This window comes from Rubritalea tangerina, from assembly GCF_042683245.1.
GTDB classification, from domain to species: domain Bacteria; phylum Verrucomicrobiota; class Verrucomicrobiia; order Verrucomicrobiales; family Akkermansiaceae; genus Rubritalea; species Rubritalea tangerina.
In genome coordinates this window covers 1-12,840 of the sequence record NZ_JBHUJB010000040.1, presented here as the reverse complement: position 1 = coordinate 12,840, position 12,840 = coordinate 1, and the positions used below count along the sequence as shown (strand labels likewise).

The following is a 12,840-nucleotide window of genomic DNA, read 5'->3' as shown; positions in this document are numbered from 1 at the left end:
TGGGGGGGGGAATTTATTCTTCGACGAGGAGGATTTCGCGGAAGTTCATCAGGGCTGGCTGGAGTCTTTGGAGGTCAGCGGGGCCGAGGATGAGGTGGTGTTGGGCTTGATGTTTGGAGGTCACGCTACCGGGGAGCAATGTGGTGGAGAAGCTTTCCCAGTTTTGTGTTTTAGGCACTGTGGTGGAGACATTTTGGCTGAGGCCGCGCAAGGTAAAGCGCTGTGTCCGGTCGCCGGTATAGGCACTCACTAACACGACTTTATAAGATGTGTTAGGGCTGAGTTCAGTGGACCACTGGAGGGTGGTGTGTGCATCGGTCCAGCGGCCGATGTAATTTTTGGGAGCATCGAGAACTGCTGAGCCATTGATTTTAGCATTATGGGCGTTGAGAGCGGAGCCGGGGAAGGGACCGAGGTCGAGCTGGAGTGGTTTTTGGGCACGCCAAACGACTGCTTTGGTTTTGCCGCCTGCCCATTTTGAGAGGAAATCACTGACGTCTGTGACTGGGGTGTCATTGAGGCTGCGAATGACATCGTTGGGCTTGAGGCCGGCACGGTCGGCTGCGGAGCCTTTTTTGATTTCGAGGAAGTAGGCTCCATGGCGTTCGCTATCGGGGATACCTGTGGCTGAGACTTCACCGATGGTGGTGATATTTTTCAGCGTGCTACCGAGGCAATGCCATTTGGTGCGTGCGCTGGTGGCTTTGGCGGCGAGTGTTGGTGCGGGTGGGGTGCGTGCGATTTTTTTGAGCGTGGTTTTTTTGACACCAAAGTGGTTGAGGTCGAAGGGGGTGAAGCCTGCAGCTTCGACTTCTTTGTTAGGTGGGAAGGAAAAGTCGAGTTGCTTTGGATCTTTGAATGTGAGATCGACGGCGACACCATGTGGGTCGACACCGAAGCGTTGGGCGTCCTCGAGTCCAGTGGCACTGAGGTGGATGTTTTTATCCCAGAGTTTGCCCTTCCCGCCGAGGCGGATGGGTTGGTAGGGGGTAGCCCAGATATTGCTATAAATTTGATCTTCGCATTGCTTGAACCAGACGTGTGGGTGGAAGGTATTGGCGACGACAAGGTTGTTGCGCACGGTGCGGTGATAGCCTTCGCGCAGTTTGATCCCCCCCCCGAGGCAGAGGTTATTTTCTACAATGTAATTTGAGGATCCATCGTCGAGGTCGATATCCCATCCGTGGTCACAGCGCCATCGGGAGTTGCGGATGATGTTGGGTGCGAGCATATCGATGCGTGGGAGCTCAGGGAATTCTGCGACTTGTTTATTTACGAGGCCGTAGTTGGTATGCCAGAAGCGATCGCGCCCCCAGGAATTGAACGAGCCATGGTCGGAGGATTCTTGGACGGTATCGAAGACGTCACAGCCCTCGATGAGGTGGCCGCCGAAGGCATTTTCACCGATATTGATACCCGCGCGTGGGACATCGTAGATACTGAGGTGGCGGCCAGTGATTTTATGGGCGACGGATATTTGGAGGCCTGCGACTTGTTTTTCAACGAGGCCAATATCGTGGATAAGGCAGTCTTCTGCGAGGCAATCTGACGGATAGTCGTTGGTCTTGGGGCCTTTATCGGATTTATTCAGTGAGTTCCAATCGACTGGGCGTCCATATGGTACAAACTGGCCATTATGGACGGCGCTGGTGAGGCCTACGAAGTTGATAGCGCCGGCGCCAATGTGATGGAAGTGTGAGCGTGTGACGCTGAGGTTTTTATTATAGCCGGAGGCGAAGTAGGCATTGCCTCCGAGCTGGGTGAAGGTGGCATTGGTGAGCTCTAGGTTCTCGGCCCCTTCGACGTAGAATGCGCCACCGCGGTAAATTTTCCAGTCTGAGCGCAAGAGGGGTTCGCGGGTCTGCATGAAGGTGCGGGTGGTGTGGCGGAAGGTAATGCCATCGAAACGGATGTGTTGGACGGGTTGTGCCTCAGAACCGAGGACGCGCACGCAGGATTCAAGTTTTGATAGAATGATGGAGCCAGTACCTTCGGTGAAATTACCAGCGGGGATGAAGCTGAGTGTGCGTGATGTTTTATCGAGAAACCATTCGCTTGGCGCATCGAGTTCTTCGAAGATATTTTCGACGAAGCGATCTTTTGGGTGGATACCGCCACCGCGGTTATTCATCCAGCCGCCTTCGAGTTGGCATTCGCTGGGTGATTTTTTGCCAGTGATCGTCCAATGGTTGCCGCCCCAATGGGCGGGGTGCATGGCGTGCAAGATGCCTCCTGTTGGGTTCTTCCAGGTGCGAATCCGTGCGGGAGAGAAGGCTTCGGCGGAGCTGCCCTTGAGCCATCGGGCGGATTTATCATAGTTTGGGAAGCGTGCCATGCGGGGGGACTGGCCGTCGATAAAGAGGCCATCGCAGCCCTCTGCTAGATTGATGCCATTGGGAATCTGTGTTTGGAAGACGCCATTGGCTTGGCGTTTCCAGTCGACTTTGAGTGGGATGCCGGCAGAGAAGGTGACTTTGCCTTCGTTGATTGCTTTCAATTCACGCGGTTTGGCAGCGCTTCCTGAGTGCTTGGGAGTCACGGTGAGTGCCTGCTCCAAATGGTAGGCGCCATCGGCAAAGAGGATGAGTGGGTCGTTGTTGGCTACGCTTAATTCCAATGCCTTTTGAGGGCTTGCGACAGGTGCTTGGGCGGTGCCCAGTGCCTTGTCATCCCCATCGGTTGCCACGTGGATGGCGGCTGAGAGTGGAAGACAGGTCAGAAATAAAGGAAAGAAGCGCAGAGGAGTCATATTTGTATGATAGCTTAAGTGGGCGTGGGGAAGAGTCAATGAGGGTGGGGAGGAAAGCACCCACATGTAAGGTGTGGGTGCTTTGGAGAAGTGGGTTACTTACGACGGCGCAGGAGGAGTGCGACACCGCCGAGGCCAAGGAGGGCGGTGGAGGTGGGTTCAGGGACAGCGGTGGTATTGAGTGCTGCCACTGGGTCGTCGTTGATGGGGTCGAAAGTGAACATACGGACGGAATCGATATCCCCTTCATAGCGGCGACCGTCGCCAGGGCGGACACCGAGGTGGCCAGCGCTGTGAGTGACAGCTGCATTGGAGGTGCCGGATTGTGCGACACCATTGATGTAGAAGGTGGTGGTTCCGTTATTGCGGATGAGTGCGAGGTGGGTCCAGGTATTGGCGGTGAATGCTTGGCCAGCTCCATTGTTGCCACCGACCCAGGAAGCGCCATTGATACTTGCAGCCCAGTTACCGCCAGTGGTTTGGAAGTCGAGGAATTGTCCGGAGTTTCCTGTGGTGAAGATGATGGAGTCGGAGTCGCTGGTGCGGGCCCAGAGTTCGATGCCGAAGTTATCGGTCGCGAAGCCTGAGAAGTCTGCGCCGTAGACGCCTTGGTTCGAGAGGCTGGCGTAGGCTGTGGAGCCAGAAGCTCCGACGCCGACGGTATTGACGGACATGCCGCCGCCGATGCCATTGGTGAAATGGGTGGTGCCTGTGCTGTCTTGGGGGACTCCGCCGATGACGGTGGAAGCCTCACCGAGGTCATAGGTATGCACGATTGTGATAGCGGCCTGAGTGCTCAGGGTGCCTGCCACAAGGGTGCTGAGGAGGGTCATTGTTCTTTTCATAGTTGATGCATTGTTTTGTTGCCTCTCACCAGAGGGGCGTACTTCCCACAGGCACTCAGCTAGAAAGGTAAACAAGGAATCTGAAAAAAATGCAATGAGGGGGAGTGTTGGTTACCAGAGGCAATCGCTTCAGTGGCTTTCGAGCATGAGGGTGCGGACTTGCTCTTGGCTCAGGGCATCGTGAATGATGTGGAGTTCATCGAGTGTGGTACCGATGGGGATGTCTTTATTGGAGCGGATATCTTGGGTGAGTGAATCTCCAATTTTGAGGGGGCTTGAGAGGGGGTGGTCGATGAGGGTGTTGAGGCCATTGAAGCCAGCATAGGTGACATTGGAGGCTTCGCCATTAATATAGACTTGGAAAGCACTTTCATGTTCGGGGTGGTAGACGATGGCGACGTGAGCCCAAGTGTCTGCTTGGACGGGAATGTCTGAGAGAACGCGTCCTTCCCCGAGAGTGAGGCAGAAAGTGAATTGCTCAGAGGCCTCGGCCTTGGCGTAGATGAGGAAGCAACTTTGGGCGTTTTCGCTGTGGCGGCGGCGGCCCCAGCCAAGCAGAGACATTTCCGACTGCATTTGTTCGCCAGTGGGCATTTTAGTCCAGAAGGCAATGGTGCGTTTTTCTTTACCGCCAATGCCTGGCCAGGCGCTGAAGGCAAAGTCTCCGGACTGGGCAAAGCGCAGTGCGTTGCCGAATTTCCCCTGTACCAAGCCATTGCTTTGTCTGCCGTCTGGCATGAAGCGCAATGCTGGTGGCTCGAGGTTACTAAAGTTGCTCTGGGCGTAGTAGACGTTTCCTTCTGGGGCGTCTAAGTTCCAGTGGAGGTGGAGTGGGCCGTCGGGAAGGGCAGTGAGGAATTTCCTATGGTCCATGTCGATGGCTTTGAGGCGTCCTAAGCCGGAGGCTTCGAGGCCATTGCCGGCGGTGAGTATTTGTTGTTGGCGTTCACCGTAGCGGGCTTTGACTTGCACCTCACCGTCGAAGACGTAGCACTCGTCGGCTTTATTCGGGGTGGAGTAGACGGCAAACTCGGTGCCGAGATCGACGACATCCATGTCAGGAGACTCGAGGGTAAAGCCGGTGGCGGTATCGGGTACGTGGCACCATGCCCGGCCGTGGAGCAGGTACAAGGTCTTGTGGTCTTTGTAGGTAAATTGTGCGGGAGCTTCGACGATACTGGTGACGCCACTGCTGAATGTGAGTTTGAGGACGCCCTCGCTGAGGATGATTTCCGACCCTTCGGCGATCCCGGAATTTTCGACGGTGGCACTGAGGTGGTACACCGCACCTCGGCTACTTTGGAGTTGGAGCGGGCCGTGTGGGTTGGGCATGAGTGTCTGTTGGAGAACGATGGCCATCAAGGTGATGGCTGCGGCACTGGCTGCGGCAATCCACCAACCGATGCGCTTGCGTTGGCCTCGTTGGAGCTCCTCGAATGGGATGACGGGTTCGGGGTTGGTGAGGGATTCGAGGCCCAGGGCGCGGTGATCGAGTGCGGCGTGGAGGCGCGCGTGTTTGCTGTAGAGACTGCGGGCTTCTGCGGAGCTGCGCAGTTGTTCGGCCACGAGACGCTCGGTGTCCTCACTTGCGACACCTTCGAATAGTTCTTGGATCTGTTCTTCCAGCTGGCTCATGAAGGTTTTTGGATGCTTTGGATATTGAGCTGGGCATCGATGCATTTCCGCAGGGCGATGCGGATGCGGCCGAGGGTGGTTTTGAGGGAAGTGACTGGTTGCTGAACCTCCTCGGAAAATTCTTGGAGGGTTTTGCGGGTGAAATAGCGATGGGTGACGAGTCTTTGGTGCTTTGGATTGAGCTTTTGAAGGCAACTCTCGAGGCTCGCTTTGAGGGCATCGAGTGGTTGTTGTTCTTCTTGTTCGAGCATAGAATCGACGACCATGTGGGTGAGTTCTTCATCGACGATGAGCCAGCTCTTACGCGAGCTTTCTTTGAGGTAGGCTTTGACTTCCCAGTGGATGATACGAAATGCCCATGACTTGAAGCTGGTGCCACTTTGGTACTCGCTACGCTTGCGCCAGAGTACGAGGTTGGCGCGCTGCACGACATCCTTGACTCCTGGGTCACCTGGCAAGAGCGAGTGCGTGAACGCCAACATCGCCGCCTGGTGGCCTGCGAGTAAGGTCACGATCTCGTCGTCATTGCCCGATTTAGAAATGCCCATCACCCCATGACAGGCACTTCTGTCAAAAAGGTAAACAATTTTCTCGCGCGGCAGCCGTGGAGACTGATGAGCGCTTTTTGTTGTTCTAATTTTTAAAAAATTAGATCGCTAGAAATGAAGGGCTTGCGCAGTTTTAGTGGGTCGAACTCGCTGTTCGTGGGTGGAAATTTTTAAAATTTGAACACGTGATTGGCTCGCTCTAACAGAAAGCATTTTTTTGTGACCCAAGGGCGGACGGATGTGGCGATTTAGACACCTGTATTAAACAGTCGATAAGCCTAGAAAATTCAAGGAATAGCGTCAGATCAAGTCTTTACTTGTGATTTCTTCAAAAGCCCCAAAGCACAATATATGGTATTGTGAATAATTTGTGGATACCACATAGGATAAAATGACGTTGACCTAGAGTAGGGAATTACTGCATATTCGCCATCGTGTCTGTCAGGCACCGAGGGACGCAGGAGTTTCCGGAATTAGTACTGACTCGGCACGAAGAACCTACAGCATTTTCTCAGCACAACCAATGGCCACCACCACAGTCACCCTCGGCGATCGCACATTTGAGATCGATGAAGCAAAGGCGCAAGAAGCGTATGCAGCGAAGAAAGTCATCAATGGTCGCGACACGATGTTTTTCAACATTTTGCCGCTCAAGTATCAATGGGCGTACGAGCTTTATCGTGAGATGAAGAACAACCACTGGGAGCCCGAGGATGTGGCACTGCGTGGTGATGCGGCTCAGTGGGCTGGGCTTTCGGCAGATCTCCAGCAGGCAGTGGAGTTGCTGATGGGCTACCAGGCGACATCTGGTGAAATCACTGGGGCTGAGGAGATTTACGCGATCCGCGACATCGTGACTGCGCCTGAGCTCAAGCTTGTGTTCGGCCGTTATGTGCACGAGCAAAACACTCAGCAGGATGTGCTGGTACACATTTTCAGTTCTTTAGGGCTCGATCCAGTGGCTTGCGCGAGCAAGTTTGCGGGCGTAGCGTCTCAGATGAAGGCCTTGACCGACAAGCATCTGGTGGCACTCGACCGTTCGGTGGACATGACAGCTTTGGAGAACAAGCAGGCATTTGCCAAGAACACCTTTTTCTTCAGCCAGTGCATGGAAGGCGTACAACTGTATAGCCTCTACAGCGTGGTGCTGGAGATGGGGCGGACCGGCAAGCTCGTGGGGACTGCAGAAATTCTCACCAAGCTTCTTCGGGATGCAGGTTTCCGCTGTGAGCTTTTCCGCAAGCTTTTTGCTGAGCTTTGTCAGGAAAACCCAGACATTCGGACTGCGGCATTCGATGCTGAGTTAGTGGCCGTCATGGAGGAAGCTGTGGCTCTCGAGAAATCTTTCATTGCTGAGCTTCCTGGGGCTGCTGAGGTTGGCCTCGATGCGGAAACGCTGGGCAGCTATATCGATTACGTGGCGGCGCACCGTCTTGCAGCCTGTGGATTAGGACCAGCGACGACAGGTTCAGCGATGCCTTGGCTCGATGAAATTTTCTTCCCAAGCGAGGTCCACGCGGTCCACGCATCCGCCACCACCCAAACCACCAGCGATTTCGACGACGACGAGCTCTAAAAAAGTGATGAGGAAAAAGGGAAAAGGATAAAGCCCAATTCCCTGAGGCCTCTCAATAAACCCCAAGCACTCTATCCTTTATCCTTCTAACTTTCTCCTTCAAGAACGATGACCACCACACAATTAGGCGACGCTACTATCACGATTGACTCCGCAGCTGCTGAGCAGATTCTTGCCAGCAAACGCGTGATCAATGGCACCACTCCCAACGGCTTCGGTCTCGCACCCCTCAAGTACGAGTGGGCGTATGAAATCTATAAGAACATGCGTGCGAACCATTGGGAGCCAGAAGACATCACGATGCAGAAAGATGTCGAACAATGGCGTGGTGAAGAGGTCACGGATGTGGAGCGCTGGATCATCAAGATGGGGATTGGTTACTTCTCCGCTGCGGAAGGCATCGTGGGTGACAACGTGATTCACGTGATTCGCGAGTTGGTTTCCGCGCCTGAGCTCAACCTCGTTTTCCGCCGTCACGGTCACGAAGAGAACATCCACGCTGACTCACTCGTCTACATGGTTTCTTCGCTCGGTATCAACCCACACGAATGTGAGGCGATGCTCGAGGACATCCCAACGATTCAGGATAAGACGAACTTTGTGGTATCCAACAGCCGTGGCCTCCGCCGCGACATGGATATGTCCAAGCTCGAGAACAAACAGGCTCTCGCCCGCAACATCTTCATGTTCGGTCAGGTGATGGAAGGGACCCAGTTCTACGGACTCTTCGGCATGATTCTCAGCCTCTACCGCCAGAACAAGTTCCCAGGCATTGGCCAGATGTTCCGATACACCCTGCGTGACGAGTCGAACCACATCGAGCTTCTACGCAACTTGCTCATGGACCTGATCGACGAGAACCCAGAGATCTGGACTGACGAATTCCGCGAAGACCTTCGCGCGACAATGGCTGAGGGGATTCGCCTCGAGAAAGCCTTCATCCGCGATTGTCTCCCAGTCGCAGCCGTCGGCCTCAACATGGAAGAATTTGAGCAATACATTGATTTCATCGCCGACCGCCGCCTCACATCCTGTGGCCTCGAACCATTGGTCGAAGGGGGGACCGCCAACCCATTCCCATGGCTCGCTGAGATGATGGACATCAAGAAGGAACAAAACTTCTTCGAAGGCCGCGTCACAGAATACCAGAAAGCATCGGCACTCGGAGAAATTGATGATGACGAACTCTAAAATCGAAGATTTTAGAGGAGGAAAAAGTAGAAAGGAAAAAGGATAAAGATGTGAGCGTCCGAAACTTTGAAGATCTCGATGTGTGGAAGCGCAGTTGCCAGTTAGCTGTAGATGTTTACACCACGCTGCATTCTTCAAAGGACTACGGACTGAAAGACCAAATGCAGCGCGCGGCGGTTTCGATAGCTTCAAATATCGCTGAGGGATCAGAACGCGCGAGCACCCAAGAATACATTCGCTTCCTTAGAATAGCTAAAGCTTCCAGTGCCGAGCTTAGGACCCAACTTTATATCGCAGAAAAAGTAAGCCAAACAACCCCAACCCAACTCCCACCACTCACCATCCTCATTAAAGAATCTAAAGAAATCTCAGCGATGCTCCAAGGCCTCATTAACTCCCTGAGCCGGCATCCTCACTAGGAAATAAGAAAGTCCTTAATCCTTTCCCCTTTTTCCTTTTTTCCTGCGAGGCGGATTAAAGCCTCAAGCAACCTTTTACTACCCAAAACCCTACTAAGAAATTCTACCGAACATGTACCGCAACTTAACACTCGAAGAAGATGTCGCGTTGAAAAACGTCGTGACCCGCCCCCGTTCTGAAAAGCCTGACTTCGCATGGCGCGATCAGCTCACCACCTCGACTAAGAGCGTGCCACAAGTGATTGTGGTCAATGGCCAGAATGAATCTGAGCTTTCACTTGAAGATGTGGCGGACACCATCGGTGGCGCACTCACGGACCTTCTTCTTGCGCGTCAGGCTGAGGAAGACAAGATCTTCAACGAAGAGAACCGTCACTTCGTATCTAACGTGGCACACAACGTGGCAGAATCTCTCATCGAGCAGGTGACCGACGGTGGTCAGCTCAAGCTCACTAAGAACGACCTCTTCCTTCTCATTGAAAAGGCACTCATCGAGAACGACGCACACGACGTGGCGAAGTCGCTCGTGTTCAATCGCTCCCTCGCGGACAAGGGATCCATCGAAGTAGCAGCTATTTCTAACGAGCCATTCACCGTGCGCCTCATCCGCCGCAATGGCAATGTAGTGCCTTGGTCCGAGACGAAGATCGAAAACGCAGTGCGTCAGGCATTCCTTACGATGAAGGAAGATGCGGCTCCTGCTTCCGCCGTTGCTCATGCGGTTACTGAGCGCGTGCGCAAGGAAGAGAAGGCATTCATCCACATCGAAGACGTGCAGGACATCGTGCAGGAAGAGCTCATGCGTCAGGGCCACTTCAAGATTGCAGCACACTACGTTCTCTACCGTGCAGAGCGCGCAGCAAATCGCGTAGAAGAAGATTCCCTTCCAGTGGAAGACCCACAGCAGGACTCCATGGTGGTGGTGACCACCGAAGACGGTTCCTCTATTTTCTGGGATGGCACTGAGCTGAAGAAGCGTATCCAGTTTGCTTCCATCGGCCTCGACCTTTGCGTCCCAGAAGCAGACATCGAGCGTGAACTTCGCCGTTCTATCGGCACAGAGATCACGGCTGAAGGTCTGCAGAAGACCATCATTCTCAATGCGAAGACATTGATCGAGCAAGATGCTGACTTCGCGCTCTTCGCAGGTCGTATCCTTCTTTCCTACATCTACGAGGAAGTGCTCGACTGGAACATCCTCACCGATGGTATCGAAGGTCTCAAGGCGGCACACGTGGCAGCCTTCAAGAAGAACCTCAAGCACGGTGTCGACATCAAGCGTTACAGCCCAGAGCTCATCGATGGTCGCTACGACCTCGATAAGATTGCTGAGTCTCTCGACCCAACAGCTGACCTCGACTTCGACTTCCTCGGCATTCAGACACTCTACGATCGCTACCTTGTGGTCGACAAGACAGGGGAGAAGCAGCGCCGTCTCGAAGTACCACAGTTCTTCTGGATGCGTGTTGCCATGGGCCTCTTCAAGGAAGATGGTGAGAACAAGCAAGACTGGTGTGTGCGCCTCTACAACCTCTACAAAGGTCGCCGCTTCTGTTCCTCTACTCCAACACTTTTCAACTCCGGCACACTCCACAGCCAGCTCTCCTCCTGCTACCTCTACAAGGTTGACGACTCTATCGAGTCCATCATGCAGCGTGGTATCGCAGACAATGCGTACCTCTCCAAGTGGGCAGGCGGCCTCGGCGGTTCCTGGACAGCAGTGCGCGGTACAGGCGGTTACATCCAGGGCACCAATGGTGAGTCTCAGGGCGTGATCCCATTCCTCAAGCTTCACAATGACCAGCTCGTCGCTGTGAACCAGGGTGGTAAGCGCCGCGGTTCCGGCTGTGCTTACCTCGAGACATGGCACAACGACATGGAGGACTTCCTCGAGCTGCGTAAGAACACAGGTGATGAGCGTCGTCGCTGTCACGACATGAACACAGCGAACTGGATTCCTGACCTCTTCATGAAGCGCATGGAAGCGCGTCAGGACTGGACACTCTTCCGTTCTAACGACTGCCCAGACCTTCACGACCTCTACGGCAAGGCGTTCGAGCAACGCTACGAGGAATACGAGAAGATGGCTGAAGAAGGCAAAATCTGGGGACAGAAAATGCCAGCCATCGAAATGTGGAAGAAGATGCTCAAGATGATCTTCGAAACTGGTCACCCATGGATCACCTTCAAGGACCCATGTAACCTTCGTTCGCCACAAGATCACGCAGGTGTTATCCACTCCTCTAACCTTTGTACAGAGATCACTCTCAACACATCCGATGAAGAAACAGCAGTGTGTAACCTCGGTTCCGTGGTGCTCGACAACCACATCCGTGAAGACGGTTCCCTCGACCACGACATGCTCAAGGAAACCATCACCGTGGCGATCCGCGCGCTCGACAACGTGATCGACATCAACTTCTACCCAACAGAAGCAGCCAAGACTGCAAACTCCCGCCATCGTCCTATCGGTATGGGTGTCATGGGTCTCCAAAATGCACTCTACAAGAAGAACCTCGCATTCGCGTCTGACGCAGCGGTCGAGTTCAACGACGAGTTCATGGAAGCCATCGCTTACTACGCCTATTCCGCATCCAGCGACATCGCAGGTGAGCGCGGTACGTACTCCACTTACAAAGGTTCCAAGTGGGATCGCGGTCTCATGCCGCAGGACACTGTCGACCTCCTCGAAGACGAGCGTGGCGTGAAGATCGATGTGCCACGTGGCAACAAGATGGACTGGACACCCGTGCGCGAGAAGATCGCAAAGCAAGGCATGCGCAACTCCAATGTGCTCGCCATCGCTCCTACAGCGACCATCTCTAACATCATGGGCACCACTCCATGTATCGAGCCGAACTACAAGAACCTCTTCGTGAAGTCGAACCTCTCAGGTGACTTCCTCGTGCTGAATCGCCAGTTGGTTAACGACCTCAAGAAGGAAGGCCTCTGGAACCGTGAAATGCTCGACCAGCTCAAGTACTTCGATGGTGAGCTCGATGAGATCGCTGAGATCCCAGAGCACATCAAGCAGAAGCACCGTACGGTTTTCGGTGTGCCATACCAGGCTGTGATCGATGCTGCAGCGCGCCGCCAGAAGTGGATCGATCAGTCGCAGTCGGTGAACCTCTTCCTCGCGACTCCAGACATCAAGACACTCTCTCACATGTACCGCCGCGCATGGAGCACTGGTCTCAAGACCACCTACTACCTCCGCACACTCGGCGCGTCTAACATCGAGAAAGCAACAGTCGATGTGAAGAAGGCAACCCGCGGTGTCGCAGCCGCAGGTGCAGCAGCAGGAGCCGCTGCTCCGAAAAAGCAATACACTGCCGCTGAAGTCCAAGCATGTTCCCTCGAAGCCATGATGAATGGTGGCGAGTGTGAAGCTTGTCAGTAAGCTGTTCGCTAATAGATAAATCTAAAAAGTAAGCCCCGTCAGGAAACTGGCGAGGCTGTTTCTTTTCTTAGCTCGAAAAGTTCTTGAAAAAGCTATAATAGTTCTCTTTTTCAACTTTTTTGGAATGGGACAAGTGGCGACTATAGTATTCACCGTTGTACATCTGAGGTTGTTCGAGGCGACTTGCTCTCAATGCGAGGATCTCCCTATTTTGGTAGGTGAATGTTACTAATGAACTGGAAATCATTTCTTTAAAACTATCATCGATTGGTTCCAACGAAATAAGCTGTACGACCTTTTGTAAATATGTGTCGAGATCCTTCTCGTGAAGTCTAGCTTCATCATCTATACCAGTAATATGATAGTTTTTGTAATTAATTGGTCTAGATTTATAAGTATCCTTATGTTGATCATGAGCTTCCCCAAAATCCTAGGCAGGGGGTGTCCTAATTCATTAATATGAACCAAGGACAAACC

General features: G+C 53.5%; 8 protein-coding genes. 4 read left to right on the top strand and 4 right to left on the bottom strand.

The genetic code is table 11. The features are described from left to right. Positions 1-13: 13 nt before the first annotated feature. The 4 genes from ACFSW8_RS09885 to ACFSW8_RS09870 all read right to left on the bottom strand — a co-directional run bounded on the left by ACFSW8_RS09885 (position 14) and on the right by ACFSW8_RS09870 (position 5,777). Positions 14-2,749 carry a PDZ domain-containing protein gene (locus ACFSW8_RS09885; RefSeq protein WP_377088598.1) on the bottom strand — a complete coding sequence of 912 codons (2,736 nt, stop codon included), beginning with the start codon at positions 2,747-2,749 and terminating at the stop codon, positions 14-16. Between the two features lie 95 nt (positions 2,750-2,844). Beyond that, entirely contained in the window at positions 2,845-3,594 is a 750-nt protein-coding gene (locus ACFSW8_RS09880) for a LamG domain-containing protein (RefSeq protein WP_377178119.1), read from the bottom strand. Between the two features lie 129 nt (positions 3,595-3,723). Further along, the gene (locus ACFSW8_RS09875; RefSeq protein WP_377178117.1) at positions 3,724-5,229 is read right to left on the bottom strand and encodes a LamG-like jellyroll fold domain-containing protein; all 1,506 of its coding nucleotides are present in this window, start codon (positions 5,227-5,229) and stop codon (positions 3,724-3,726) included. Beyond that, positions 5,226-5,777 (bottom strand): sigma-70 family RNA polymerase sigma factor, encoded by a 552-nt coding sequence (locus tag ACFSW8_RS09870; RefSeq protein WP_377088603.1) that lies wholly within the window; start codon positions 5,775-5,777, stop codon positions 5,226-5,228. The genes ACFSW8_RS09875 and ACFSW8_RS09870 overlap by 4 nt, the downstream gene beginning before the upstream one ends. Before the next feature lie 523 nt (positions 5,778-6,300). Here ACFSW8_RS09870 and ACFSW8_RS09865 point away from each other — a divergent pair. The 4 genes from ACFSW8_RS09865 to ACFSW8_RS09850 all read left to right on the top strand — a co-directional run bounded on the left by ACFSW8_RS09865 (position 6,301) and on the right by ACFSW8_RS09850 (position 12,363). Further along, entirely contained in the window at positions 6,301-7,353 is a 1,053-nt protein-coding gene (locus ACFSW8_RS09865) for a ribonucleotide-diphosphate reductase subunit beta (RefSeq protein ID WP_377178115.1), read from the top strand. A 108-nt stretch (positions 7,354-7,461) separates the two neighbouring features. Continuing rightward, on the top strand, positions 7,462-8,544 hold the full coding sequence (locus ACFSW8_RS09860) for a ribonucleotide-diphosphate reductase subunit beta (protein WP_377088607.1): 1,083 nt from the start codon (positions 7,462-7,464) through the stop codon (positions 8,542-8,544). 50 nt (positions 8,545-8,594) lie between these two features. Further along, entirely contained in the window at positions 8,595-8,963 is a 369-nt protein-coding gene (locus ACFSW8_RS09855) for a four helix bundle protein (protein WP_377088608.1), read from the top strand. A 112-nt stretch (positions 8,964-9,075) separates the two neighbouring features. Continuing rightward, positions 9,076-12,363, top strand: a complete 3,288-nt coding sequence (locus ACFSW8_RS09850; RefSeq protein ID WP_377088612.1) for a ribonucleoside-diphosphate reductase subunit alpha — start codon at positions 9,076-9,078, stop codon at positions 12,361-12,363. Positions 12,364-12,840: the final 477 nt, after the last annotated feature.